Consider the following 25,953-nt stretch of genomic DNA (forward strand, 5'->3'; position numbering starts at 1 on the left):
GGTGCAACGCGTGCAGCACGAGCTTGACGCCCACGACCAACCGAGGGCGACCGCGTCCGCGGAGCGCCGCTAGGTCGACTTCGGCGTTGTCCAGGGCCGCAGCTTCTCGGGGTTTCGTACCGCCCAGATCCGTTGCACGCGGTCGGCCGCGACATCGAACGCCAACACGGCCGCCGTGTCGCCGTCGAGATCCACGATCAGGCCGGGCCGGCCGTTGACGGTCCGCTGCTGGAGCGTCATCTCGGGTACGCGGTCGGACAGATCGATGAAGTAGCGGGCGATCTGCTCGCTGCCCTCGACGGGTTCGAGTGCGGCGGCGACCAGCCCGCCACCGTCGGCAACGGCGGTCGCCGCGGGGTCGAGCAGGCCGATCAGAGCCTCGATGTCCTTGGCCTCCCACGCCCGCTTGAAGTCCCTGACGACTTCGGCACTCAGCGGAGCCGGCGTCGAAGTCGCGTGCGACGAGCGAACGCGGCGGCGCGCGGACGTGGCCAACTGACGGCAGGCCGCCGGCGTACGTCCGACGATCTCCGCCACCTCCGCGAACGGATACCGGAAGACATCGTGCAGGATGAACGCGACCCGCTCTGCCGGCGTCATCGACTCCAGTACGACGAGGAAGGCCATGTTGACCGACTCGTCGAGCGTGACGCGATCGGCAGGGTCGTCTGCCGCCCCGCCGGACGATCCGTCGAGCCATTCGCCACGGTCGGGCAGCGGCTCCGGGATCCACTCGCCGACGTACCGCTCCCGCCGCGCACGAGCGGAGCCGAGCAGGTCGAGGCAGATGCGGCTGGCGACCTTCGTCAACCAGGCTCCGGGCGACTCCACGGCCTCCCGTTTCTCCGGCGACATCGCGTACCAGCGGGCGTACGTCTCCTGCACGACATCCTCGGCGTCGCCCATCGAGCCGAGCATCCGGTAACCGAGGTTGATCAGTTGACGCCGCTCCCTCATCAGAGTGTCGAGGCTCGGGTCGGCCTGCCCCTCTCCTGATCCGGACTCGTTCGTCATATCGCGGCGACCTCCTCTGCCTACGTCCACCGTCACCACTCCGACGAAACACGACGCCCGGCTGTGAGGCAATGCCCAGCCCGAGGGCCTCGGGTACGCCCGACTCACCCGGTCGGCAGCGGCCGATCGTTCACGATCTGCTTCATCACCAGGGTCGAGTTGAGCCGCTGCACGCCGGGGAGCGTCGCGAGCTCGTCGTCCTCGAGCTGCTGGTACGCCGCGAGGTCGCGGGTGACGATGCGAAGCAGGTAGTCGGGGTCGCCGAACAACCGTTGCGCCTGCACCACGTTCGGGATCCTCGCCGCCGCCTGCTCGAAACCGAGTAGTGTGTCGCGGTCCTCCTGGCGCATCGTGACGAACACGAGTGCCTCGAAGGTCAGCCCGAGAGCGGCCGGATCGACCACGGCACGGTAGCCCTTGATCGTGCCGGCGCGCTCGAGGGCGCGTAGCCGACGATGGCACGGCGAGACGCTGAGGCGTACACGATCGGCCAGCTCGGTAAGCGTGATCCGCCCCTCGCCCTGCACGACGGCAAGAATCTCCCGATCGGCTCGATCCATGCGGGAGATTCTTCCACCAACAGAGTCTCCTGCGCCAGAAATAGGGAGCACCTTCGGGCCGATCGACCCTAGCCTTGCCGGATCTACACCGTCGGAAGGAGCCGGCATGGCCGTGAGTTCCGTGCTCTCGTTCTGGCTGCTCGCCGCGCTCCTGATCGTGGTGCCGGGTCCGGACTGGGCGTTCGCGATCGGCGCGGGTCTGCGGCGGCGGGTGCTTCCGGCGGCGACCGGCATCGTGCTCGGCTACCTGATCATGACGGTCGTGGTCGCCGCCGGTCTCGGCTTGCTGATCGCGTCGACCTCCGCCGCCCTGACGTTGCTGACGGTCGCCGGCGGCGCGTACCTGATCTGGCTCGGCACGAGTACGTTGCGACATCCGGCAACGCTCGCCGATCCGATCGCGGGATCGCGTACGTCGTGGACGACGGTCCTGCAGGGCGTGCTGGTCAGTGGGCTCAACCCGAAGGGGCTGCTGATCTTCCTCGCACTGCTCCCCCAGTTCAGCGACCCCGACGCCACGTGGCCGGTTCCGATCCAGCTCGCAGCGCTCGGCGCGACGTTCGCGCTCACCTGTGCGGCGGTCTACCTCTGTGTCGGGTCAGCGGCAAAGATTCTGCTCCGTGCCCGGCCGTCCGTCGCGCGCATCGTGTCGCGAGTATCCGGCGCCTCGATGGTCGCCCTCGGCTGCCTTCTGCTGGTCGAGCACCTCACCGCATGAAACGGCGTCAGTGCGATGGTTCGCCACCGGGCGCTTCGCTCCCGCGCTCGGCGACGGCCTCGGCCTCGGCCTTCGCATCGCTCACGGCCTTCTCGGCGAGCTTGGCGGCCTCAGCTGCCGCCGCGACCGCGTCGGTCGAGTCGTCGGACGCCGCGCCGTCGGCGCGCGCCCGCGCATCGGCCGTCTGTGCATGGTCGGCGAACGCGCCCGTGATCGTACGCACCGCCTCGGTCAGCTCGCCGGGGATGACCCAGAACGTGTTGTTCGGACCACCGGCCAGGTCTGGAAGAGTCTCGAGATACTTGTACGCGAGCAGCTGCGGGTCCGCACGGTACTTATGCACCGCCTGGAAGACTCGCTCGACGGCCTTCGCCTCGCCGTCGGCTCGCAGGACCCGAGCCTGCTGCTCCCCTTGCGCGACCAGAATGTCCTGCTGCCGCGTACCCTCCGCGGTGAGAATCTTCGACTGTCGATCACCCTCGGCGTGCAAGATGATGGCGCGCTTGTCGCGCTCAGCGCGCATCTGCTTCTCCATCGCCTCCTGGATCGAAGGCGGCGGATCGATCGCCTTGATCTCCACCCGGTTGACACGGATCCCCCACTTGCCGGTCGCGTCGTCGAGTACACCCCGCAGTTGCGCGTTGATCTCCTCGCGAGACGTCAACGTACGCTCGAGATCCATGCTGCCGATGACATTCCGCAACGTCGTGACCGTCAGCTGGTCGATCGCCTGCAGGTAGTTCGCCACCTCGTACGACGCCGCGCGCGGATCGGTGATCTGGTAATAGAGAACCGTGTCGATGTGAACGACCAGGTTGTCCTCGGTGATCACCGGCTTCGGGTCGGACGAGTACACCTGCTCGCGTACGTCGAGCTTGTTACGTACGCGGTCGGCGACCGGAACGATGAAGTTCAGGCCGGGTTGCAGTGTCGCCCGGTAGCGACCGAAGCGCTCGATGTTGTACCTGTGGGCTTGCGGAACGATCCGCACCGTCGACATGACCAGGAACACCACCAGGACCGCTGCGACGATGATCGGCACCAGGACTTCCATCAGATTTTCCGCCTTCCAGTCACGGCAGGAGATCGTGTGGGTAGACGATCGCCGTCGCGCCCTCGATCTCCATCACGTCCACCGCAGCGCCTTCGGGGATCACGGTGCTCTCATCGAGGGCGCGCGCCGACCAGTGCTCGCCGGACAGCTTGATGAGTCCGCGGTCGGCGGTGACCTCCTCGAGCACCGTCCCCTTCCTGCCGATCAGCGCATCGCTGCCGTCGCGCATCGCGGGCGCCTGTTTCAACTGGCGCAGCGCGATCGGGCGCACGATCAGCAGACCGGCGGCGCCGGCGACGGCGAAGGCCAGCACCTGCAACACCCACGTCGCACCGAGACCGGCGACGACGGCGGCGACCAACGCAGCTCCGCCGAGAATTCCGAACGCCAAGGTCAGGGAGAAGAACTCTGCGGCCCCTAGGGCCGCAGCTGCCACCAACCAAGCAATCCACGACACCGAATCGGCCTCCTGCGGTCTATCCAAACTACCTCGCGATGACGAGGCCGACACGCCGAGCGACGATCCGACGCCTCACCGACCAATGGACGACCACGACATGCGTGCGCATTCGCGCCGTCCCATCACCCCGCATTCGCACTAGGCTTCGTCATGCGCCGAGCCGACGACGGATGGGGAAATGCCTGATGGGGTCCAGCCCGACGTACTACCTGCATGTCGGTCAGCCGAAGACGGGAACGACGTTCCTCCAGTCGCTGCTGCGCGAGCACCGCGCGGCACTCACTGCCGACGGCGTGCTCTATCCGTCACTCGGCAAGTACGGAAGATTTCTCGCCGCGCTCGACGGTCGTGACAAGCGCACGTACCGCGGCAGGTCGTTCGACAGCGAGGGCAAGTGGGCTCGCTTCGTCTCCGTCACGAGCGACTTCGCCGGGCAGGTGGTGTTCAGCCACGAGCTCATGGGAGCGCCGCGCCAGGCACAGCAGCCAACCTCACTGCGCGAGCTCGAGGGGTTCGACGTGCACATCATCGTCACCGCTCGAGACCCGGGTCGACAGATCCCCTCTTGTTGGCAGCAGTCGCTTCGCCACGGCGGCACGGCGTCCCTGGAGGAGTACGTCGACGCGGTCGTCAGCAGCGGGCGGCTCGCCGGTCAGCCCCTCGAATCCCTGCTCGCCAACTGGGCGCACCATCTCCCTGCACAGCGGATCCATCTCGTCACGGTTCCGCCGGTCGGATCGTCCCCGGCCGAGCTCTGGCGCCGGTTCTGCACGGTGATCGGCGCCGACTCGACCCGTTACCGCGTACCCGCGCACGTACGGTCCAACACGAGTCTCGGGGTTGACCAGCTGGAGCTGCTCCGGCGGGTCAACGTCGCCGCCGCGTCGCGGCTCGACCGCGACCAGCACCGCAAGCTCGTCCGCCGCCTGTACGCACTGAACGTACTGCCGACGACACCGACGAGCGCCCGCCCCGTACTGCCGCGCTCGATGACACACGTCGCCGAGCGGATGGCCGACAACTGGATTTCCTCGATCTCGGAGCACGGCTACGACGTCGTCGGCGATCTGGACGACCTACGCCCGCGCGTACCGGAGTTCGAGCCCGACTCCTGGGACGCCGATCGGGCCCTCTCCGCGAGCGCCGAGGCGACGGTCGACCTGCTGCTCGCGTCCGCTGGACGCTCCCGCTAGTCGGAGTCGAGTCGCTCGGCGACCGTTGCGTCGACCGCGTCACGGAAGTCCGGCACCTCGTCGTACAGCCTGCCGAAGGCCTCCCGGGTCAGGTGCAGCAGCTCGAGCGGGGTCTCGGCGGTGACCGTCGCGGTCCGTAGCCGGTGTTCGTGCAGCGACATCTCGCCGACGATGTCGCCGGGCGACAACCGCGCGATCTCCTCACCCTGGCGGCGTACGACGACCTGGCCGGCCATGATCAGGTACACCTGGTCGGGCGGGCTTCCCTCGATGATCATCGACCACCGCTCCGGCACGGTCACGATGGAACCGGCGGCCGCGATCTGGTTCATGTGGGCGTCGGAGACGCCACGGAATCTCGGAAGTTCCTTGATGCGCTCCGGGCGCTTCAGGATCGGCATCCGTACCTCGCTCGAGTTCGACAACACGAAGAGTTACCGCGACCGAGCCTGCGGCATGCCGGCGTCGATGTCCAGCGCCGGTGTCGTCCACCGGGAACGGTCAGTGGGGTTTCCATGCTTCCTCGTCGGACGTACGCGCGGCGATGTCGTCGCGCAGTTTGCCGTCGGCGAGGTCCTGGATGCTGACGTTCTCGAATACGTCGCGGAGGCTGCTTCGCGCGGCGATCCACACATGCTGGAGGATCACCGCCGAGTCGTTGTAGCTGACCCCCTCGGGCCGCAGCCCGTACACGCTGACCAGCGGTCCGTCGACGGCACGGATGACGTCGGCGATATGGATGTCGGCCGCGCTGCCCGCGAGCCGCCACCCTCCCGACTGTCCCCGTTGGCTGACGACGATGCCGGCGCGACGCAGATCGGCGAGGATCGCCTGCAGGAACCCGTGTGGGATGTCCTGCAGGCGTCCGAGCTCCTCGGCCGACACCGGGCCGCCGTCATCACGCCCGGCGATCTCGATGAGGGCGCGCAGTGCATAATCCGACTTGGCCGATACCCGCATGGCACCAAGTCTCTCAGAAATGTAGACAGACTCGATGTTCGGCCGCGCCAACGCGCCGGTCAGGCGCTGACGCCGTCGACCGCCTGCTCCGGTACGACCGCCCGGGAACGCCGCTCTGCACGGACCGACACGAGAAGCATCTGGGCCCAGATCAGCGTCCAGGCGATCGCCGCCAGGGCGACGTACACGCCCTCGATGCCGACGGACTCGAGCACCGTCTTGAGGTTCGTCAAGACGATGATGCCACCGGCCGCGACCCCGAGGATTCGAGCGGGCAGGTGGCGTACGAGCCAGGCCGCGACCGGCGCGGCGATCACGCCGCCGATCAGCAGCGCCAGGACCCAGCCGAAGTTGATGCCCTGGCTACCCAGCGCGAACAAGAACCCGAGCGAGGCGCCGATGGCGACCACGAACTCGGACGTGTCGATCGAGCCGACGACCTTGCGCGGCTCGAGCTTGCCCGACGACAGCAGCGAAGTGGTGCCGACCGGGCCCCATCCGCCGCCGCCGATGGCATCGCAGATGCCGGCGACGACACCGAGCGGAGCGAGGAAGGCGGCCTTCAGCTTGCCCTTGAACTGCGGACGCTCGCCGCCGAGTCGCAGGAACCGCCAGAGCACGTACCCACCGAGCGACATCAGCAGGATCGCGACGAACGGCTTCGCGGTGTCGCCGTTGATGTTCGCCAGCAGGGTCGCGCCGAAGAAGGCACCGATACCCCCGGGCACGGCCATGATGCCGACGATGCGCCAGTCGACGTTGCCGAACTTCCAGTGCGCCGCGCCCGAAACGAGCGTCGTACCGACCTCGGAGAGGTGCACGGCCGCGGAGGCCGCGGCCGGCGAGATGCCGACGGCGAGCATCAGCGTGGACGACGTGACGCCGTACGCCATGCCGAGTGAGCCGTCGATCAGCTGGGCGAAGAGGCCGACGAGGCCGAGCACGATCAGGTTTCGCATGCTGTAATCCTAATTGATTAATACTAGTGAACAACGTGACTTACGCACCATACAACACATAGCGTCGAGAAGCGCAACCGATGACCAAAGACACGTCGCTGCGCCTTGTCTTTGTTACTCTCGGGTAGCAGACTTGAGTTACTGACCAGTACGTACGCTGCGGACGCCGCAGCCGGATGACCGAGGGTGGGTCGCGTGAGCCACTACAAGAGCAATCTGCGAGACATCGAGTTCAACCTGTTCGAGGTGTTCCGCATCGGGGAGCTGCTCGGAACGGGCCCGTACGAGGACCTCGACCTCGACACGGCCCGGAGCATCTTGCACGAGATCGACCGAATGGCGCGCGAGGACCTCGCACCGTCGTTCGCCGAGTCCGACCGCAACCCGCCGGTGTACGACCCCGAGACGCACTCGGTGACGATGCCGGAGGCGTTCAAGAAGAGCTACCGCGCGTGGATGGACGCCGAATGGTTCCGGCTCCAGCTCCCGGCCGAGCTCGGCGGGCAGCCGGCGCCCAACTCACTGGTCTGGGCGAGCTCGGAGTTCGTACTCGGCTCCAACCCACCGATCTGGATGTACGCGTGCGGCCCGAGCTTCGCCCGGATCGTGTACCAGAACGGCATCGAGCGCGACCGTAAGATCGCCCGGCACATGGTCGACCGCGGCTGGGGCGCGACCATGGTGCTCACCGAGCCCGACGCCGGCTCCGACGTCGGCGCCGGGCGCGCCAAGGCGACCCTGCAGGACGACGGCACCTGGCACATCGAGGGCGTCAAGCGCTTCATCACCTCGGCCGAGCACGATATGGCCGAGAACATCGTGCATCTCGTGCTCGCCCGCCCACAGGGCGTCGAGGGCGCGGGCGGGCCGGGCACGAAGGGCCTGAGCCTGTTCGTCGTGCCGAAGTACCACTTCGACGTCGAGTCCGGCGAGCTGACCGGCGAGCGCAACGGCGCGTACGTGACGAACGTCGAGCACAAGATGGGCATCAAGGTGTCCACGACCTGCGAGGTGACGTTCGGCGAGAACGAGCCGGCCCGCGGCTGGCTGCTCGGCGAGGTGCACAACGGCATCGCGCAGATGTTCCAGGTCATCGAGAACGCCCGGATGATGGTGGGCACGAAGGCGATCGCCACCCTGTCCACCGGCTACCTCAACGCCCTCGAGTACGCCAAGGAGCGCGTCCAGGGCGCCGATATGGTCGACCCGGCCAAGACGGCTCCGCGCGTGACGATCACCCACCACCCCGACGTACGCCGGTCGCTGATGACCCAGAAGTCGTACGCGGAGGCGCTGCGCGCCCTGGTGATCTACACCGCGACGTTCCAGGACCGCGTCGCGATCGCGCAGTCCAAGGGCGAGTCCGACGCACTGGCCGAGAAGGTCAACGACCTGCTGCTGCCGATCGTCAAGGGGTACGGCTCGGAGCGCTCGTGGGTGCTCCTCGGCACCGAGTCGCTGCAGACGTTCGGTGGGTCGGGATTCCTGCAGGAGTACCCGATCGAGCAGTACGTACGCGACGCCAAGATCGACACGCTGTACGAAGGCACGACGGCGATCCAGGGCCAAGACCTGTTCTTCCGCAAGATCGTCAAGGACAAGGGCCAGGCGCTCACACACCTGGCCGGCGAGATCCAGCAGTTCGTCGAGTCCGAAGCCGGCAATGGGCGGCTCAAGATCGAGCGCGACCTGCTCGCGAAGGGACTCGAGGACGCCCAGGGCGTACTCGGTGCGATGTTCGGCGATCTGATGGCAGCCGACGCCAGTGCCGAGAACGGCGACGTACGCAACCTCTACAAGGTCGGTCTCAACACCAGCCGGCTGCTGATGGTGCTCGGCGACGTCGTCTGTGCGTGGCTGCTGCTGCGGCAGGCGGAGGTCGCGCTGGACAAGTTGAGCGGTGACGTATCCGCGTCCGACGAGTCGTTCTACGAGGGCAAGATCGCGGCCGCGCAGTTCTTCGCGCGGACTGTGCTTCCCCGCATCGCCGCCGAGCGCGCGACGGTGGAGGCGACCGACCTGTCGCTGATGGACCTCGACGAAGCCGCCTTCTGACTCGGTAGGCGGCACCCGCCCGGTGCGCCGCGCGTCCGACTGGCAACGAGCCGGTCGGGGGTGCGGCGCACGGGGCGGTTTCGCGTCAGGCGAGCCATGCCGTTCGGTGCTCGGCGATGAACTCCTGGACCGAGCACGGCGCACGACCCGTCACCGCCTCCACCACCGGCGAGACCACCGCGAACCCGCCGGCGCCGACCCGCTGATAGAGATCGCGCATGATGCCGGCCGTCCACTCGTCGAGCCCGACCAGCTCGCCGTCGACCGGTGGGTCGGCGGCCCGGATCGAGGATTGCCGCGACTGCCACCCCGGCGATGTCCCGTGCATCCACCCAGGCGATCGGCGTACCGCCCGACGGCAGGCTCAAGACCCGGTGGTCCCGGATCGCGTCACGATAGAACCGTGGGTCGGTCAGAACCTGCTGGAACCAGGACGGGCGTAGAACCGTCCAGCTCGTCGCCCGCTGGGTGACCGCGCGCTCGACGCGACGTGCCCAGTGATCGCTCTCGAGCTCGGCCGCACCCTGCTCCGACACCAGGACGGTATGACTCGTCGGGCTGAGCTCGACGAGCTGGCCGACCAGATCCGGAGCATCGGGGCGGTCCGGTCGCATCAGGTAGATGGCATCCACACCTGTCACCGCGTCGCGCCAGGTCGCCTGGTCGTCCCAGTCGAAGAGAACCGACCGGACGGCCGTCCCGGCGTGCGGTTTCGCGGCCCGGGATGACCCCGAACGGATAGCAACGTCGGCAGCGCCCTCGAGCCGGCGTACGACCTCGCTGCCGGTCTTCCCGCGGCCGCCGGTCACGAGGACGGTGCGCGTCATGCGGAGTCCGCGAGACGTACGACCAGCTTGCCGGTGATGGTCGTGCCTGCCTGCAACATGCCCAGCAGCGCATCGGGCACCTGATCGATACCGTCCAGCACGGTTTCGGTGTGCTTCAGCTGACCGTCGAGCACCCAGGGGAGCACGTCCGCCCGAAACGCCGGCAGCTGGTCGAGGTGATCGGTGACGAGAAAGCCCTGTGCGGTGGCCCGCTTGGTCACCAGTTCGTACAGGTTGCGGACGCCGTACGCTTCCCGGCCGTCGTACCCGCTCGCCATGCCGCAGAGCGCGAGCCGGCTTCCGACATTGAGCCGACCGATCGCCGCCTCCAACTGGGCGCCGCCGACGTTGTCGAAGACCACGTCGATGCCGTTCGGCGCGGCGCGGTCGAGCTGGTCGCCGACGTCACCGTCGTGGTAGTCGAACGCGTGGTCGTAGCCGAGGTCATCGACCAGGTGTTGAACCTTGGCCGCCGAGCCCGCGCTGCCGATCACGCGCTCGGCCCCACGGAGCTTCGCAATCTGACCGGCGATGCTGCCGACGGCGCCGGCCGCACCGGTCACGAACACCGTGTCGCCGGGCTGGACCGATGCCACCTTGGTGATCCCTATCCACGCGGCGAGGCCCGTGCTCCCCAACGCGCCCAGGTACGCCTCCGGCGGGGTACCGGCCAGATCGAGCGGGGCCACCGCGGCGGCGTCGACGACGACCGACTCGCGCAGTCCCATGAAGTGCTCGACCACCTGACCCGGCTCGATGCCGTCTGCGCGGGACTCCACCACCACTCCGAGCGCCCCACCATCCAGCGGCGCGTTGAGCGGGAACGGCGGGATGTACGACGGGCGGTCATCCATCCGACCGCGCATATACGGGTCGACCGAAATGTGGGTGTTGCGGACGAGGAGCTGGCCCGGTTGCGGCTCGGGAACGCTCACCTCGACCAGTGCAAGGTCGGCCGCGGCCGCCCGGCCCCGCGGTCGGCGTACCTGGTGCCACTCACGCGATACTCCAGCAACTGTGACGGTCATTGTGGTGTCCCTCCGATGATGGATACTTGATTGCCTCAAGCATCACCCTTGCAGACTTACTTTAGACGATCAAGTTTCTTGGTACGATGAGACCCATGGCACTGATATCAGGTTCCGTCTCGGAGGCCACCGAAGCTGAGCGGGCAATGTTCGATTTCGTCGATGCCTACGACCGCGCGTACGAAGCCGCCGCGGCCAGGCATGACCTGACGGTCGCGCAGGCATGCGTCCTGGGCCGGATCACGGCTCCCCGAGGTATGGGCGAACTCGCCGACGAGCTCGAGTGCGATGCCTCGAACATCACTCAGATCATCAGCAGGCTTGAGACTCGCGAACTCGTCGAGCGGCGACCGAACCCCGCCGACCGCCGCTCTCGGCAGATCACCCGCACGATCACCGGCGAAGCGCTGAACCGCGCGTTCGAGGCATCCTTCGAGTTCGCCAGGGGCGCTGCAGCCAACCTCAGCGTCGAGGAGCAGGACGAACTGGCAACCCTGCTTCGCAAGGCGCTCACCGGCAAGGACCGCAGCGAGTGACCGTTCGAGCCTGCACGCCGCACCTGGACGTCAGGCCTGGGCAGCTCCTTCGGTGAGGCGCAGCACGACGACCCCACCGAGGATCAGTGCGAGCGCAGCTGCCCGAGCGATCGTCACGGGCTCCCCGAGCCAGACGACTCCCGCGACGACTGTCCCGATGGCGCCGATGCCGACGAAGACCGCGTACGCAGTGCCGACCGGAAGCGATCTCATCGCGTAGCTCAGCCCAAGCAGGACGGCGACCGTGAGCACTGCGCAGCCGATGATCGGAAAGAACCGGGTGAAGCCCTCGGTCAGCCGAATGCTGTGCGCCCAGGCGATCTCGAGCAGTCCGGAGAGAAGCAGGACTGCCCAACCGGCGTTCATTCGCCCGCCAGTTCGGCACGCACGCGGCCGTCGAGGACGACGGCGTCGGCGGCCAGGTTGTCGCGGAGGTGTGCGCGTGAGCTCGTCCCGGGGATGACCGCGAGCCCGGGGCTCTGCTCCAGCGCCCACGCGAGGGCGAGCGCAGCGGGTGCGACGCCGGCCGTGGCCGCCGCCTTTGCGACGCGCGAGTCCGGTGCGAGCACGCCTCCGTTGCCGAGTGGCCGGAAGGCGAGGAACGGGATGCCGAGCTCGGTCGCATGGTCGAGCACTGCACGGCCGGAGGTGTCACCGAGATGGAACTCGTTCTCGACCGATGCGATCTCGGTGATACCGCGGGCTTGGTCCAGCAACTCGACGCTCACGTTCGAGACGCCGATGCTGTCGATCAGCCCCTCGGCGCGCAGGTCGGCCACCACTCCCACCGTCTCCTCGTACGGGATCGGCGCGTCCGGCATGTTGCGCACGTGCACGAGCTGCAGGCGCTCGACCCGCAGCGTACGCAGGTTGTCGTGGACGGCTGCCCGAAGTGCGGCAGGCTCGACGGCAGCGACGAACCCGCCATCGGGCGTACGCACGGCGCCGATCTTCGTAGCGATGAGCAGGTCGGTCGCGTACGGCCGCAGCGCCTCGGCGACCAGCCGGTTCGCGACTCCGGGGCCGTAGTAGCCGGAGGTGTCGATCAGGCGTACGCCTGATTCGACGGCGGTCCGGAGCACCCGGCGCATTTCGCCGGGATCCGACGGCTCACCCAAAGCGCGCGGTCCGGTGAGCTGCATCGTGCCGAAGCCGACGCGACCAACGCGGCTGCCGGCGATGTCGATCGTTGTCATGGTGACCCCCTCTATCTAACTGGACACACTGTCCGGTTGACCTCACCCTAACACAACCGGACACTTCGTCCAGTTAGGATGGTGACCATGGACCTGCCGACCGACGATCCCCCGGAGCGAGCCGACGCGGCCGCGAACCGCAAGCGAATCCTCACGGCGGCCGGGCGCCTCTTCGCTGAGCGAGGGCCGGACATCACGATGAGCGATGTCGCCGCGGCCGCCGGCGTCGGCCGGGGCACGCTGTATCGGCGGTATCCCGACGTACGCTCCGTCGCTACGGCCCTGCTCGACGCGCACGAGCGCGAGCTCCAGCAGTCCTTGCTCTCCGGCGCGCCGCCGCTCGGCCCGGGCGCACCACCGCGAGAGCGGCTCGACGCGTTCTACGCAGCCATGGTCGACCTGCTCGAGCAGCACCTGCCGCTCGCCCTCGGCGCGGAGCAGGGCGCCGCGCGATTTCGCACCGGTGCGTACAGCTTCTGGCGTACCTTCGTCAGCTCGCTGCTGCGCGAGAGCGGTGGTGACGATGCTCTGGTCGACGCCCTCCTGGCACCGCTTGCTCCCGAGGTCTATCAGTTCCAACGACACGAGCGAGGGAGGTCGACGCGTGCGATCAAGGCCGCGCTCACCCGACTCGCCGAGGTCGTGCCGGACGACACGACATCGGTGCCTCGATAGCCTGCTGAGGTGGACGAACCGCAGAGGAAGCCGCCGTCTGCCTGGTGGTACGCCGTCGCGGCGGCCGTCTTCGTACTCGGGCTCGCTCCGCTCGCCGTCGTCGCGACCAACGCGCTCGGTGGCCTGCTGGACTACGAGGTGCACGACTTCGACGACGCGAAGTCCACCGAGATCGAGGTGGCCGACGACCCGGTCGCGATCTACACGACGTACGACGGTGTCGGCACCGTCCGCTGCAACGGTGTCGGACCGGGTCTCGACGCACCCGACAACGCGGACGGCGCGGCGCAGGCAGCCGTTTTCCCGCTCGACCATCCGACCTGGAACTTCGAGTTCTCGAACGGCGCGGAGGTGTGGCACCGGGTCGCCGTGACGCCCGGCGACTGGGACACCGGCACGTACTCGATCGCGTGCAACCTGGTCTCGCCGGGGGCCGGCAGCCCCGAACCGCAACTGGGGTACGCCGACAACCCGTCGGTCCTCGGCACGATTCTCGGCGTGGTGATCTCTGTCGGGATCGCCGGCCTCGCAACGCTCGCGGCGCTGATCATCGTGGTCGTGGTCGCCGTCAAGCGATCGCGAGTGAAACGGCCTCCGCTTCCGGACCGTCCGGTGTTCCCGCCGGGGCCGCCCCCGGCGTACTGAGCGATGTCAGGCGGCCCGCGGGCGCCTGATCGCCGGGCGCTGCGGGATCGAGCCGCCGTCGAATAGATGCACACCCAGGTCGACGCCGTCGAGACCCAGACCGTACGTAGCACCGGGATCCGCGGCCTCGAGCAGCGTCGGGACCCAGTCGGAGCACGTGATCGGCGCGTCGTGGCGCTGTCGGGGCGCGATCTGACCCGGCCACGCCAACAGCGTGGGCGTTCTGGCTCCGTGCGATCCCACCAGCAGTACGAGCGTCGAGCGGTACTGCTCGCTTCGGCGCAGCGCCGCGTCGAGCGCCCCGACGCCGTCGTCGGCGTCGGCGCCCGGCAGCGAGAGGTACACCGCCCAAGGGGCGTCGCGCCGCAGGCCGAGGAAGGCGATCGCCGGATCGACGTAGTCGTACCCTGCGGCGTCGTACCCACGGTCGGCGAGGAGGTCGAGCACGAGGTGCAGGGCCGGCGGGCCCGGCGTGCCGGCGACGGCCGTGAACCGGGTGCCCGACTTCGAGAGTCGGTCGAGATTCGCAGTGGCGGCGCCGTCACCCGCGTACGCGCCGATCCGCGATGCGTCGAGATCGGTCTTGATGACGAGGATGTTCGGGCTGGTCGGCCGGTGCGGATCGGCCACCGCACCGAATGGCTGCTCGATGGAGGCGTTGGTTCCAAATGGCACGAGCGCATCGGGCGCCGTGGTGAGGACATGGCTCATGTCGACTCCAATGTGGGGAAGAGGAGTGCTCGAAACGTAGAGCGCCGAATCGGTCAAGGCACGGAGGCGCGCCGTCATCCGATTTCCGGATACGTCAGCAAGGAGGCGTCGACGCTCTCCCACGCCTGCCGGAGAGACGCAAGGTCGGCGGACCGCCGCGTCGCGAGATCGGCCTGCTCGCGTACGTCGGCGGCCAGGTCGTACAGGTGGTCGGTGCCGTCGATTCGTACGTACTTCAGGTCTCCACGGCGCAGGGCGCGCCCGTCGCGCATCCGCCAGAACATGTCCCGCTCGCCGAGGCCGCGCCTGCGGAACACGTGCTCGACCAGACTCACTCCGTCGAGCGGGTACTCCGGATCGGGCTCGGCTCGGGCAAGCTCGAGGAACGTCGCCGTCCAGTCCGTCGTGTAGACCGGAGTGTCGTCGACCTGACGCGGCGCGATCTCGCCCGGCCAGCTGAGGATCATCGGCACCCGGATGCCGCCCTCGCTGACGCTTCCCTTGTTGCCGCTGAGCGGCCACTGGTACGAGAACCGCTCGCCGCCGTTGTCGCCGGCGAAGAGGATGATCGTATCGCGCAGCTGGCCGGTACGGCGCAGCGTGTTGACGACGCGGCCGATGGAGCGGTCGAGCGACTCGACCATCTCCCGGTACGTGTCGAGCGAACCGCCGTCGTTGTGGAAGAGCACGCCCTCCTCACCCGCCTGCATGCGTTCGGTGAGCTCGTCGCTGACCGCCTTGTCGCGCGGGCCCTCCCACGGCCAGTGCGGCGTAGTGAAGTTGATGTTCAGCAGCCACGGCTTGTTGTGCCGGCGCCCGATGAAGCCGACCGCCTTCTCCGTGATGATGTCGGTGTAGTACCGCGGGTCGCGGGTCTCGTCCTCGCCGTCGTACAGGTCGTAGTCGCCGTTGTGGTTGTACTTCGAGAAGTAGTCGAGCCCGCCCGAGTAGTTGCCGTAGAACTCGTCCCATCCGCACTTCTGCGGACCGAACCACGGCAAGTAGCCGCCGTGCCACTTGCCGAACATCGCGGTGTCGTACCCCTGCGCCTTGATCAGCGACGCGAGCGTCGGGTGCTCCGGCGGGATCCCATCGCGCTCGTTGGGCTCGCCGATCGGCTCGGGCAGCCCTCCCGGGATGCGACCGGGGTGGCGGCCGGTGTACAGCGCGACGCGGTTGGGCGAGCACACGGCCGACGCGGCGTACCCCTGCGTGTAGCGCACGCCCGAGCGCGCGAGCCGGTCGAGGTACGGCGTGCGGATGTCCGGGGACCCGTACGAGCCGAGGTCGGCCCAACCGAGATCGTCGGCGAGGATCACCAGGATGTTCGGCTGCCGCAGGCTACGACCGCTCGCCATCGGCGCGAACGGCTGCTCGACCGCGGCGTTCGCCCCGGACGTACGCGTGCCGATCGCGGCGCCTGCCGTGACCGCTCCCGCCAGGCCGGTGAAGCGGCGCCGGGTGAGCGATGCGGCGGGTCTCGTGCGCTCCATCAATCCTCCATTAAGTTCAGTTGATTACTGCACTTTATCACGGTCGTACTCCCCGTCGACGCCGCCGCCGATCGATGGCCGAGACGCGCGGTGACGCAGAGTGATGAGCCTCGGTAGGGTCACCGCATGACACTCCAGGACTCTGTCGACGCTTGGCACGATTGCGCGACCCGCGTAGTCGCCCTGCTCCGAACGCTCCCCGCCGACGCGTGGGACGAGCCGACCGACTGCCCCCGGTGGACGGTCCATGACGTCGCTGCGCACCTTGCCTCGATCGAGACCGAGATCGCCTCCGGCGTCGGAACGGAACCGGACAAGGCGATCTCGGACGTCACCGACGAGTACACCCAGGAGGGCGTCGACGCCCGGTCCGGCGTACCCCACGCCGAGGTGGTCGACGAGCTCGAGCGTGCTGTCGAGGCACGACGAGCGCAGCTGGATGAGCTCGACGTCGACCCCGACGCGACGCCGGAGCGCACGCCCGGCGGAATCGGCTGGAGCTGGAAACGCCTGTTGTCCAACCGGGTTGTCGACCTGTGGGTACACGAACAGGACATCCGTGAGGCCGTCGACGCACCGGGCGGCACCGACAGTGCGGCGGCAGCGCACACCGTTCGAGTCTTCGGGACCGCACTCCCGTATGTGCTCGGCAAACGCGTCGCCCCGCCGCCAGGTACGTCGGTGCGTTGGGTCGTCTCGGGAGAGGTTGGGTTCGACGTGACGATCCGCATCGGCGAGGACGGCCGCGCCCATCCGGCCGATGATGTAGCCGATCCGACGACGCGCCTCGATCTCGACGAGCGCGCGTTCACCAGGTTGGCGGCCGGGCGCCGCTCCGCTGCCGATCTCGCCATCGGGGTCGGCGGCGACGCTGCGCTGGCGCGACGGGTCCTCGACGCGATGTCCGTCATCGGATGAAGTGGACAGTCGCCAACATCCCGGACCTGCACGGTAACTGGACGATGATCACCGGCCCGACCGGCGGCCTCGGCGTGCACACCTCGCTCGAGCTCGCGCGCAGGGGCAGCAACATCATCCTCGCTGCCCGCAACCTCGAACGGGCCCGTGAGGTCGCGAGCCAGATCCACGCGACGGCACCCGGGGTCGCCGTCGATGTCGTGCCACTCGACCTCGGCGAGCTGACGTCCGTACGCAGCGCGACGGACCTGATCCGGCGCGATCACAAGCGCATCGACGTACTGATCAACAATGCGGGTGTCATGGCCCCGCCGGAGCGTCGTACGGCCGACGGGTACGAACTGCAGATCGGCACCAACCACATCGGGCACTTCGCCCTCACCGCGCGACTGTGGCCGCTGCTCCAGGAGAGCAGGTCGCGGGTCGTCACGATCTCGTCGCTGTTGCACACGAGCGTGCGCGGCATCGACCTCGGCTCGCTCGACCACGCCGGTGAGCCACGCCGCTACCGTCGCTGGCGCTCGTACGGCGAGTCGAAGCTCGCGAACCTGCTGTTCAGCCAGGAGCTTCACCATCGTTGTACGGAGGCGGGCGTCGGTGTCGTGAGCGTGGCCGCGCACCCCGGCTTCGCGTCGACCAACCTGCAGACGACCGGACCGCAGCTCGAGGGACGTACGGTCGGCTCGCTCGGCCTCGGCATGATGACGAAGGTCTTCGCCCAGCCTGCGCACGCGGGGGCATGGCCGATCCTGATGGCCGCGACCACACCGATGCTCGCGGGCGGCTCGTACGTCGGGCCGGGCGCGATGCGCCAGACCCGAGGCGCTCCTCGCCTTGTCGGCATGTCGAGCGCGGCCCGAAGCCGCGAGTACGGCCAGCAGCTGTGGGCCGCGACGGAGCAGGCGATCGGGGAGCGGTTCCCCGTGGGCTGACGCCACCTGCAGACGAGAGTCGCCGAATCGCTTGACGCGGTGGGCAATTGAACCGATGGTAGGTGCACCCATCTGCGAAAGGCTCGTTGTGCGTCCACACATCGTCCGTGTCTTCACCGCGGCCGCCGCGAGCGGCCTCGTACTCGCCCTCACCCCGTCGGTCGTCGACACCGCAGCGGCCGAACCCGTGCCCGATGCCGTCGACTACTGCGAGGGCCAGTGCGACTACATCCTCCCGCCCGGCCAGGCCGGCAACGCCACGATCAAGGAGCTGCTGGCGTTCCTGCAGACCGGTAAGCGACCGGCACACTTCTCCGACCAACTCGGGAAGTACGAGGATCTCGTACGCGGCTACAGCGGACTCACCGACGACCAGCTGGACAGGTTCTTCAACGACGAGTCGTTCGGGGTGCCCGACGACGAGGTCGCGAGCACGATCCATCCTCGCGACGACGTGACGATCGTGCGGGACAAGCGTGACGGCGTACCGCACATCACCGGTGAGACCCGCGCGGGCACGATGTTCGGAGCCGGGTACGCGGGCGCGGCCGACCGCTTGTTCGTGATGGACGTGTTCCGCCACCTCGGGCGCGGAAACCTCACCTCCCTCGCGGGCGGGGCGGTCGGCAACCGCGAGTTCGAGCAACAGATCTGGCGCATCGCGCCGTACACGAACGCCGAGCTGCGCCAGCAGTTCGACGATCTGGCCGACCTCGGCGAGGTGGGTGTGCGGATGCAGCAGGACGCCAGGTCATGGGTGAAGGGTGTCAACGCGTACATCGCCGAGGCACGCAAGGGCGCTGAGCTACCCGGCGAGTACGTGGCGCTCGGGCACCCCACTGGTCCGACGAAGTGGAAGGTCACCGACATCCTCGCGACCGCGGCCGTCGCGGGCGGGATGTTCGGCAGTGGCGGCGGATCCGAGATGCAGTCCGCGCTCGCACTGATCGAGGCCCGCGCGCGGTACGGCAAGACCCGCGGAATCGAAGTGTGGAAGGCGTTCCGCGCCGCCGAGGATCCCGAGACAGTCACGACCGTCGACGAGTCGTTCCCGTACGGAACCGATGCGCTCACCGAGGGTACGGTGCTTCCCGATCGCGGCAGCGTACGCGCGGCCAACTGGGTGACCGATCGCAAGGGCAGCGCAAAGGACTCCCGGCGTACGCCGCGGCCGACCGGCCGATCGCTGAAGGGATTCGCGAACGACGGCGTACTGCCGGACGGATTCCTCGACGAGCCGACAACGATGATGTCGAACGCGACTATGGTCTCGGGCGAGCACACCGAGAGCGGCAACCCGGTCGCGGTGTTCGGCCCGCAAACGGGGTTCTTCGCACCTCAGCTGTGGATGGTCCAGGAGCTTCAGGGGCCGGGTGTCAGCGCGGCCGGTGCCTCGTTCGCCGGGCTCAACTTCGCCGTGCTCGTCGGTCGTGGCCAGGACTACGCATGGAGCCCGACGTCGGCGATGCAGGACATCACCGACTCGTACGCGGTGCGCCTGTGCAACCTGAAGACCGGAGCGCGTGGCACGCTGACGTCCCGCGGCTACCGGTTCCACGGCGACTGCCTGCCGATCCGTCGGGTCAAGCGGCACAGCTCTTGGAAGCCGTCGCTGGGCGACCAGACGCCGAAAGGGTCGTACACGCTGGTCGCAGACCGCACGAAGCTCGGCATCATCACCCACCGGGCGAACGTCTACGGCAGGGCAACGGCGTTCACGTCGCTTCGCAGCACCTTCATGCACGAAGGTGACGCCGCGGCGGCGTTCCTCGCCATGAACGACCCCGAGCAGGTTTCGTCCGCCGAGGACTTCCAGCGAGCCGCCTCGCGCGTCAACTACACCTTCAACTGGTTCTACGTCGACGATCAGGACATCGCGTACTTCAACTCAGGGGCGAACCCGATCCGACCCGACGGCGCCGACGCGAACCTCCCGACCGAGGGACGCAAGCGGTACGAGTGGAAGGGCTGGCACGCCGACGACAACTCGGCCGACTACACGTCGTTCGAAGAGCATCCGCAGGCCGTCGACAAGGACTACCTCGTCAACTGGAACAACAAGCAGGCACCCGGCTACAACGCCGCCGACGGCAACTTCATGTTCGGATCGGTCCACCGGGCACAACTGCTCGACGATCGCGTACGCGCACAGATCGACTCCGGCGAGAAGTTCACCCGCGCCTCGCTGGTCAGCCTGGTCGAGGAGGCCGGCCTCGAGGACCCACGGGCCGACCGACCACTCGGACTGCTGCTCGACGTCATCGGCGACCGACCGATCAAGGACCAGGAGCTCGCCACGGCGGTCCAGAAGCTGCGGGTGTGGCGAGAGTCGGGCGGCCTACGAACGGCGGGAACGTCGGAGAAGCCGAAGTTCAAGCACAGCAGGGCGCTTCGCGTCCTCGACGCATGGTGGCCTCGGGTCGTCCGGGCCGAGTTCCGGCCCAAGCTGCACAAGGGTCTCTACGCGAGCCTGCTCGGTGCGGCACCTATCCTGTCGGGATACTCGCACCGCGGAAACGCCAGCGCCGATGCGTGGAGCAGCTGGATGAGCAAGGACCTCCGGCGGATCCTCGGCCGCAGCGTCGACGCACCGCTACCGCGGCTCTACTGCGGCGAAGGCACCGTGGCAACCTGCCGCAAGGTGCTACTCAAGTCGCTGGACGCGGCGCTCGACGTACCGAAGAAGCAGGTGTACCCGGCTGACGGCACCTGCAAGGCGGCCGACCAGTACTGCGCCGCGCAGACCCTCCATCAGTCGCTCGGAGGCATTACCCAAGACCCGATCCACTGGCAGAACCGCTCGACGTTCCAGCAGGTGATCGAGTTCCCCGGCGGGCGGTGAGCGTCGGGGTAGATGCGGCGCCGCGCTCCGGTGGGCTCTGGGTGGTCGGTCCTCCCTCGGTTCCGGCTTTCACCTTTCCGTGCGCGGCGCTTCCGCCTTCACCTTTCCGTGCGCGGCGCTTCCGCCTTCATCGTTTCCCGTTTGCGGCGGTGCAGACCGATAGGCGGCGACGAGATCCGTACCCGGGCGGCTCGGGTTGCTGGTCGGCTTTCCCAGCTTTTCGCTTCTACCTTCGTCGTTGCCGTGCGCTTCGGTGCCGGCTCCGGCCGGTGGCGAGGAAGGAATCTGCATTTGACCGCGGATCACGGGCCGAATGCAGATTCTCTGTACTCCGGCTACCCTGACCTAGAACTTTCTCAAACTTTCTCGGAATCCCTTGTGGATAAGGCCCCTGAACACCCTGTTCTGTCGGTGGCGGCTGGCAGAATATGTTCTATGAGGGCGGCCACACTCACCGACGATCTCGAGTCCAAGGACGGGCTCGACGTCGCGCTGGACGCACGTCGCCACCTGGCGCAGACCGAGGCCGCCCAGTACGACGCCCTGCTCGGCTACCTCGCCGACACCGCAGGTACGGCCCTCGCACGCGCCGGCGGGATCAACGAGTGGACCCGTTACGGCGGGTCGGGCACCCCGAGCGTGTCGGAGTACGCCGCGTGTGAGGTCGGCCCCGCACTCGGGCTGTCCGCATCCGGTGGCCGGGACCTGATCGCCGACACCCTCGACCTCACCCATCGTCTCCCGCAACTCTTCGCCTGCCTGCACGACGGGACGGTCGATGCGTGGCGGATCCGCAAAGTTGCCCGCAAGACCCGACGATTCACGATCGCCCAAGCCGGCGACGCCGACCGGCGCCTCGCAGCTGCGAATGTGGACGGGACGCCGTTGATCGCGCGGGTCGGCATGGGGCGGGTGAACCAGATCCTGGACCAGATCCGCATCACCGAAGACCCCGACGACCCCGAAAACCAACGCAACGAAAACCGGCGTCGGCGGAGTGTGTCGATCTGGCCCGAAGACGGACTCGCCCGCATCTCCGGCACCCTGACCCTCGACGACGGCAAGAGGCTCGATCAACGTCTCGACCAGATCGTCGAATCGCTGCGGTTCCTCGGCGACAACCGCCCTCACGGCATCCTCCGCTCCGTCGCCCTCGGCATGCTCGACGAACCCGACTCCCTCGACGACCTCTACCACCACGTCCACAAGGCCCGCAGGGCCGGCGGCGGCACCGATGCAGACGCCGACGATTCGTACGCCGACCAGCCCGGCGACGGCGGGTCACCCGAACGGGCAACTCGGGCACGCCGCTCCGGCTCGCGGCAGTCGGTCTTGTACGTCCATTTCGACACCTGGTCCCTCGAAGACGTCGGCGCCATCACCCGCTCCGAAGCGCCCGAGATCCTCGGCCACTCCCACGTCACCGTCAAACCCGTCGCCCGATCTCCGACTCAGGCCTGAGCGAGCTCGACGACGTCGGCGGCGGCATCGTACGCACGGGCACGGTCGTCCGCGACGAGGCCGATGCGCGTACGGCGGTCAAGGATGTCATCGATACTCAGGGCACCCTCGTGGCTGGTAGCGAATGCGAACTCGGCCGCACAGACGTCGAGGCCGTCGGCCACGGGCGCGAGGCCGCCGGGCTGCTCTGCCACGGTGCTCGCCTCACTGCCGTAGCGTGCGACCAGCGTGGGAGGAAGGTCCGCAGCGGCTCGCGTTCCGCCGGCGCCGACGAGGCGCAGCCGCGCCGTTCGCGACGGCAGAGCAGCGAGCCGGGCCCTGCCGATCGCGCGATCGACCGCGTCCTGCGCCATCCGCCGGTACGTCGTGAGCTTGCCGCCCACCACGGTCGTCGGCCCGCCGTCGGCCGCCTGCACAACATGCCGCCGAGACAGGTCGGACGTTGAACCGCCGGCAGAGTCGAGGAGCGGGCGAAGCCCTGCGAACGCGCCACGTACGTCGGCTCGCGTCACGGGCTCCTGCAGGACGCGGCCGACCGTGGTCAGCAGCTCATCGACCTCATGGTCGCTCGGCTCCGGCACATCGGGGACCGGCCCGGGCGCCGGCTCGTCGGTCAGGCCCACGTACACGCGGCCATGGTCGGCAGGCAAGGCCATCAGGAACCGGTTCCGCTCACCCGGAACCCGGACGGTCAGGATCGCGTTCAAACCGCGGAACGTCGACGCGTCGAACACCAGATGGGTTCCGCGGCTCGGGCGCAGAGTGACGCTCGGGTCGAGGCCGCCCGCCCACACACCGGTCGCGTTCACGATGGCGCGCGCACGTACGTCGAACGACTCACCGGACAACTCATCGCACAGCGTTGCCGACCTCTCAGTGACCGCCGATGCCGAGACACGGGTGAGGATTCGCGCCCCGTACGATGCGGCCGTGCGAGCCACGGCGACGACCAGGCGCGCGTCGTCGATGAGCTGGCCGTCCCACCCGAGCAGCCCACCGTCCAGCCCCTCGGCACGTACCGAGGGGGCGAGGCGCAACGTCTCCGACCGCCCGATCCGACGCGACCGCGGGAGTACGTGCCCGCTGGTGCCCGACGCGCATCGCAACGCATCACCGGCGTACTGACCGGCGCGGATGAACGCCCGCTGCCGACCACTCAGATCCGGAGTCATCGGAATCAACTGCGGCATCGGACGGACCAGGTGCGGTGCAGTGTGAGTCATCAGGACGCGGCGCTCGACCGCGCTCTCGTACGCGATGCCGACATCACCCGATGCGAGATAGCGCAGGCCGCCGTGCACGAGCTTCGAGCTCCAACGGCTCGTGCCGAAGGCCAGGTCGCGCCGTTCGACGAGCACGGTACGAAGGCCGCGCGATGCCGCATCGAGCGCCACCCCGGCGCCGGTGATGCCGCCGCCGATCACGAGCACGTCGATCGGTTCACCGGCCCCGACCTCGGCGAGCTCCCGGCGGCGCCGGGTGGCGTTCAGCGCCGACGAGCCGGTCATCTCGTCCTCGGCGCGAGGAAGCCGTCGACGGCGTCGGTGAGCTGCTCGTCGAGCGCATCGGGCGGCAGGGTGGCCTCGATCATCCGCGCGGACTGCACCGACGACTGAACGATCAGCAACACCATCATCGCCATCTGCTCGGGGTCGCCCTCGCGTACGGAGCCGTCGGCCTGACCCGCAGAGATCACCGCGGCGCACAGCTCGAGCACCTCGTGCTGGGTCCTCCCCAGCCGCTCGACGATGTAGGTGAGCAGGAGGTCGGCGTCGGCGTGGAAGACCTTGACGAAGACCTCGTGGTTGCGGATGCGCCGCGATCCCTCGACCACTCCCCGCACGATCCGCGTCCGCGCGTCGGGACCTGCCGGAATGACATCCGAGACCGCAGACCGGAACTCCCGCGTGATGAGCTCGGCGATCAGGCTGTCGGTGTCTGCCCAGCGGCGGTACACGGTCGGCCGGCTGACCCGCGCGCGGCGCGCCACCTCGGCGAGCGTGGTCTTGCGGACCCCGAAGTCGAGCACACAGGAGCGTGCAGCAGCCAGGATCGCGGTGTCTACCTCGCTGGGATCGGTACGCGGCATAGCTCCCTCGTGCATTACACATTGACGATGTATGTAACACTGTATCGCATGAGCGAGCAGCCGATGGCGTGGGACGCCTGGGGTGATCCAGAACGAGCAACTCCCCTTCCCGACGAGGTGCGCGCGCTGATCGCGGCGGCATTCCATCTCGACACCGCACCCACCCCGCCCCTCGACGAGCACGACGTACGCCTGCGGCACGGTGCGCTCGATCCCGCCGACCTCGACGCGCTCGCCGAGATCGGCGGCCCGGACTCGGTGTCCGTCGAGCACGCGAGCCGGCTGCGTCACGCCGGCGGCAAGAGCACGACCGACCTGTTGCGCCGGCAGGGACCACGGCAGGACGCGCCCGACGCCGTCGTCGAACCGCCGACACCCGAAGCCGTCGTACGCGTCCTCGAGTACTGCTCGCAGCGTCGCATCGCCGTAGTCGCGTACGGGGGTGGCACCAGCGTGGTCGGCGGCGTCGACCCGGTGCGCGACGGGTTCGATGCGGTCGTCAGCCTCGATCTGTGCCGACTCGTCTCACTCGCCTCACTCGACACCACCAGCGGTCTCGCGACGCTCGGCGCAGGGCTGACCGGGCCGCAGGCCGAGGCGCTCCTCGGCGAGCACGGACTGTCGCTCGGGCATTTCCCGCAGAGCTTCGAGCACGCGAGCATCGGCGGATTCGCGGCGACCCGATCCTCCGGTCAGGCGTCGAGCGGATACGGGCGGTTCGACGACATGGTTCACGCGGTGACCGTGGCGACGCCGCGCGGGACCATCCGGCTCGGCCGTGCGCCCGCCTCGGCGGCAGGGCCCGATCTGCGACAACTGTTCCTCGGTTCCGAGGGCACCCTCGGCGTCATCACCGACGTGACGGTTCGCGTCCACCCGGTGCCGTCACACACGTCGTACGCGTCGTGGACGTTCCCGGACTTCGCATCGGGTGCCGACGCCGTACGCACGCTCGTCCAGGCGGGCGGTCGACCGACGGTGATTCGACTCTCCGACGAGGCCGAGACGGCAACCAACCACCTCATCGCGGGGGCCGCGGACGCGCCGCCGGGGTGTAGCGCCGTCGCGACGTTCGAGGGCGAGAGTGAGCGAGCCGAGTTCGAGCTCGCGTACGCGCGGCGGATGCTCGAGGCCGCGGGAGGCACCTGGCAGGGAGCCGACACGGCTCAGGCCTGGGAGCGCGGCAGGTTCCAGGCGCCGTACCTTCGCGACTCGCTGCTTCGCGAAGGCGTCCTGGTCGAGACCCTCGAGACCGCCACGACCTGGTCGAACCTCGCCACTCTGCGCGCCGCCGTCACCGATGCGCTCGCCTCCGCGCTCGGCGACACCGCCCCGCTCGTGATGTGCCATCTGTCGCACACGTACGCGACCGGCGCGTCCCTGTACTTCACCGTCGCCTGTGCTCGGGCCGACGACCCGATCGGCCAGTGGTCCACCGCGAAGCATGCCGTCGGCGACGCGATCGCCAATGCCGGCGGCACGATCACGCACCACCACGCCGTCGGTCGCGACCACCTGCCGTGGATGCATGACGAGATCGGCGGTCTGGGCATCGACGTCCTGCGTGCGGTCAAGTCGGCAGTCGACCCGGCCGGCATCCTGAACCCCGGCAAGCTGATCGGGTGAA

The 25,953-nt window shown here is 68.5% G+C and carries 26 protein-coding genes and 1 pseudogene; 11 read left to right on the forward strand and 16 right to left on the reverse strand.

The genetic code is table 11. The features are described from left to right. Positions 1 to 69 precede the first annotated feature (69 nt). Together sigJ and L0C25_RS08515 are read right to left on the reverse strand one after the other, a co-directional pair. Positions 70 to 1,014 (reverse strand): RNA polymerase sigma factor SigJ, encoded by a 945-nt coding sequence (sigJ, locus tag L0C25_RS08510; protein ID WP_271636040.1) that lies wholly within the window; start codon positions 1,012 to 1,014, stop codon positions 70 to 72. A 104-nt stretch (positions 1,015 to 1,118) separates the two neighbouring features. Continuing rightward, entirely contained in the window at positions 1,119 to 1,574 is a 456-nt protein-coding gene (locus tag L0C25_RS08515) for an Lrp/AsnC family transcriptional regulator (protein WP_271636041.1), read from the reverse strand. A 106-nt stretch (positions 1,575 to 1,680) separates the two neighbouring features. Here L0C25_RS08515 and L0C25_RS08520 point away from each other — a divergent pair, with 106 nt between their 5' ends. Further along, on the forward strand, positions 1,681 to 2,292 hold the full coding sequence (locus tag L0C25_RS08520; RefSeq protein WP_271636042.1) for a LysE family translocator: 612 nt from the start codon (positions 1,681 to 1,683) through the stop codon (positions 2,290 to 2,292). Between the two features lie 7 nt (positions 2,293 to 2,299). Here the strand turns inward: L0C25_RS08520 and L0C25_RS08525 are convergent, their stop codons facing one another. Together L0C25_RS08525 and L0C25_RS08530 are read right to left on the reverse strand one after the other, a co-directional pair. After that, a complete protein-coding gene (locus L0C25_RS08525; RefSeq protein ID WP_271636043.1) occupies positions 2,300 to 3,346 on the reverse strand; it encodes an SPFH domain-containing protein in 1,047 nt (348 codons plus the stop codon). Positions 3,347 to 3,365: 19 nt separating this feature from the next. After that, positions 3,366 to 3,782 carry an NfeD family protein gene (locus tag L0C25_RS08530; protein WP_271636044.1) on the reverse strand — a complete coding sequence of 139 codons (417 nt, stop codon included), beginning with the start codon at positions 3,780 to 3,782 and terminating at the stop codon, positions 3,366 to 3,368. Positions 3,783 to 3,991: 209 nt separating this feature from the next. On the opposite strand from L0C25_RS08530, the gene L0C25_RS08535 reads away from it, so the two are divergent. Next, entirely contained in the window at positions 3,992 to 4,999 is a 1,008-nt protein-coding gene (locus L0C25_RS08535) for a hypothetical protein (protein ID WP_271636045.1), read from the forward strand. Here the strand turns inward: L0C25_RS08535 and L0C25_RS08540 are convergent. The 3 genes from L0C25_RS08540 to L0C25_RS08550 all read right to left on the reverse strand — a co-directional run bounded on the left by L0C25_RS08540 (position 4,996) and on the right by L0C25_RS08550 (position 6,918). Continuing rightward, complete coding sequence (locus L0C25_RS08540; RefSeq protein WP_271636046.1) at positions 4,996 to 5,400, reverse strand: cyclic nucleotide-binding domain-containing protein; 405 nt, start codon at positions 5,398 to 5,400, stop codon at positions 4,996 to 4,998. The two genes, L0C25_RS08535 and L0C25_RS08540, sit on opposite strands and share 4 nt — an antisense overlap. A gap of 100 nt (positions 5,401 to 5,500) precedes the next feature. Continuing rightward, on the reverse strand, positions 5,501 to 5,959 hold the full coding sequence (locus L0C25_RS08545) for an RrF2 family transcriptional regulator (protein ID WP_271636047.1): 459 nt from the start codon (positions 5,957 to 5,959) through the stop codon (positions 5,501 to 5,503). Positions 5,960 to 6,018: 59 nt separating this feature from the next. After that, a complete protein-coding gene (locus L0C25_RS08550) occupies positions 6,019 to 6,918 on the reverse strand; it encodes a sulfite exporter TauE/SafE family protein (protein WP_271636048.1) in 900 nt (299 codons plus the stop codon). 195 nt (positions 6,919 to 7,113) lie between these two features. On the opposite strand from L0C25_RS08550, the gene L0C25_RS08555 reads away from it, so the two are divergent. Continuing rightward, positions 7,114 to 8,973, forward strand: a complete 1,860-nt coding sequence (locus L0C25_RS08555; RefSeq protein WP_271636049.1) for an acyl-CoA dehydrogenase — start codon at positions 7,114 to 7,116, stop codon at positions 8,971 to 8,973. 85 nt (positions 8,974 to 9,058) lie between these two features. On the opposite strand, the gene L0C25_RS08560 is transcribed toward L0C25_RS08555, so the two are convergent. The 3 genes and pseudogenes from L0C25_RS08560 to L0C25_RS08565 form a co-directional block, all read right to left on the reverse strand. Then, positions 9,059 to 9,301, reverse strand: coding sequence for a hypothetical protein (locus L0C25_RS08560; RefSeq protein WP_271636050.1), 243 nt, complete (start codon positions 9,299 to 9,301; stop codon positions 9,059 to 9,061). A gap of 100 nt (positions 9,302 to 9,401) precedes the next feature. Beyond that, positions 9,402 to 9,800: pseudogene (locus L0C25_RS24205) on the reverse strand (SDR family oxidoreductase); the annotation flags it as partial. After that, positions 9,797 to 10,828, reverse strand: a complete 1,032-nt coding sequence (locus tag L0C25_RS08565) for an NADP-dependent oxidoreductase (protein ID WP_271636051.1) — start codon at positions 10,826 to 10,828, stop codon at positions 9,797 to 9,799. The gene L0C25_RS08565 and the pseudogene L0C25_RS24205, both read right to left, overlap by 4 nt. Positions 10,829 to 10,923: 95 nt before the next feature. Between L0C25_RS08565 and L0C25_RS08570 the strand changes: the two genes are divergently transcribed. Then, positions 10,924 to 11,364, forward strand: a complete 441-nt coding sequence (locus tag L0C25_RS08570) for a MarR family winged helix-turn-helix transcriptional regulator (RefSeq protein ID WP_271636052.1) — start codon at positions 10,924 to 10,926, stop codon at positions 11,362 to 11,364. Positions 11,365 to 11,394: 30 nt separating this feature from the next. Here L0C25_RS08570 and L0C25_RS08575 read toward each other — a convergent pair whose 3' ends face one another. Further along, positions 11,395 to 11,730, reverse strand: a complete 336-nt coding sequence (locus tag L0C25_RS08575; RefSeq protein WP_271636053.1) for a DMT family transporter — start codon at positions 11,728 to 11,730, stop codon at positions 11,395 to 11,397. Next, the gene (locus tag L0C25_RS08580) at positions 11,727 to 12,560 is read right to left on the reverse strand and encodes an aldo/keto reductase (RefSeq protein ID WP_271636054.1); all 834 of its coding nucleotides are present in this window, start codon (positions 12,558 to 12,560) and stop codon (positions 11,727 to 11,729) included. The genes L0C25_RS08575 and L0C25_RS08580 overlap by 4 nt, the downstream gene beginning before the upstream one ends. An 87-nt stretch (positions 12,561 to 12,647) precedes the next feature. Between L0C25_RS08580 and L0C25_RS08585 the strand changes: the two genes are divergently transcribed. Together L0C25_RS08585 and L0C25_RS08590 are read left to right on the forward strand one after the other, a co-directional pair. Continuing rightward, positions 12,648 to 13,235, forward strand: a complete 588-nt coding sequence (locus L0C25_RS08585; RefSeq protein ID WP_271636055.1) for a TetR/AcrR family transcriptional regulator — start codon at positions 12,648 to 12,650, stop codon at positions 13,233 to 13,235. 9 nt (positions 13,236 to 13,244) lie between these two features. Further along, the gene (locus L0C25_RS08590; protein WP_271636056.1) at positions 13,245 to 13,880 is read left to right on the forward strand and encodes a hypothetical protein; all 636 of its coding nucleotides are present in this window, start codon (positions 13,245 to 13,247) and stop codon (positions 13,878 to 13,880) included. Positions 13,881 to 13,886: 6 nt separating this feature from the next. Here the strand turns inward: L0C25_RS08590 and L0C25_RS08595 are convergent, their stop codons facing one another. Next, positions 13,887 to 14,591, reverse strand: coding sequence for an alkaline phosphatase family protein (locus L0C25_RS08595; protein WP_271636057.1), 705 nt, complete (start codon positions 14,589 to 14,591; stop codon positions 13,887 to 13,889). 74 nt (positions 14,592 to 14,665) lie between these two features. Beyond that, positions 14,666 to 16,084 (reverse strand): sulfatase-like hydrolase/transferase, encoded by a 1,419-nt coding sequence (locus L0C25_RS08600; RefSeq protein WP_271636058.1) that lies wholly within the window; start codon positions 16,082 to 16,084, stop codon positions 14,666 to 14,668. A gap of 126 nt (positions 16,085 to 16,210) precedes the next feature. Between L0C25_RS08600 and L0C25_RS08605 the strand changes: the two genes are divergently transcribed. The 4 genes from L0C25_RS08605 to L0C25_RS08620 all read left to right on the forward strand — a co-directional run bounded on the left by L0C25_RS08605 (position 16,211) and on the right by L0C25_RS08620 (position 22,237). Further along, positions 16,211 to 17,002, forward strand: coding sequence for a maleylpyruvate isomerase family mycothiol-dependent enzyme (locus L0C25_RS08605; RefSeq protein ID WP_271636059.1), 792 nt, complete (start codon positions 16,211 to 16,213; stop codon positions 17,000 to 17,002). Beyond that, entirely contained in the window at positions 16,999 to 17,934 is a 936-nt protein-coding gene (locus L0C25_RS08610; protein ID WP_271636060.1) for an oxidoreductase, read from the forward strand. Before L0C25_RS08605 ends, L0C25_RS08610 begins: the two co-directional genes overlap by 4 nt. 88 nt (positions 17,935 to 18,022) lie before the next feature. After that, positions 18,023 to 20,776 (forward strand): penicillin acylase family protein, encoded by a 2,754-nt coding sequence (locus tag L0C25_RS08615; protein WP_271636061.1) that lies wholly within the window; start codon positions 18,023 to 18,025, stop codon positions 20,774 to 20,776. Between the two features lie 435 nt (positions 20,777 to 21,211). Continuing rightward, positions 21,212 to 22,237, forward strand: coding sequence for a DUF222 domain-containing protein (locus L0C25_RS08620; protein ID WP_271636062.1), 1,026 nt, complete (start codon positions 21,212 to 21,214; stop codon positions 22,235 to 22,237). On the opposite strand, the gene L0C25_RS08625 is transcribed toward L0C25_RS08620, so the two are convergent. Next, on the reverse strand, positions 22,228 to 23,745 hold the full coding sequence (locus L0C25_RS08625) for a glycerol-3-phosphate dehydrogenase/oxidase (RefSeq protein WP_271636063.1): 1,518 nt from the start codon (positions 23,743 to 23,745) through the stop codon (positions 22,228 to 22,230). The two genes, L0C25_RS08620 and L0C25_RS08625, sit on opposite strands and share 10 nt — an antisense overlap. Next, on the reverse strand, positions 23,742 to 24,326 hold the full coding sequence (locus L0C25_RS08630) for a TetR/AcrR family transcriptional regulator (protein WP_271636064.1): 585 nt from the start codon (positions 24,324 to 24,326) through the stop codon (positions 23,742 to 23,744). The genes L0C25_RS08625 and L0C25_RS08630 overlap by 4 nt, the downstream gene beginning before the upstream one ends. Positions 24,327 to 24,374: 48 nt before the next feature. On the opposite strand from L0C25_RS08630, the gene L0C25_RS08635 reads away from it, so the two are divergent. Further along, positions 24,375 to 25,952 (forward strand): FAD-binding oxidoreductase, encoded by a 1,578-nt coding sequence (locus tag L0C25_RS08635; protein WP_271636065.1) that lies wholly within the window; start codon positions 24,375 to 24,377, stop codon positions 25,950 to 25,952. Position 25,953: the final 1 nt, after the last annotated feature.

Origin of the sequence: Solicola gregarius (assembly GCF_025790165.1) — a bacterium.
Taxonomy (GTDB): Bacteria; Actinomycetota; Actinomycetes; order Propionibacteriales; family Nocardioidaceae; genus Solicola; species Solicola gregarius.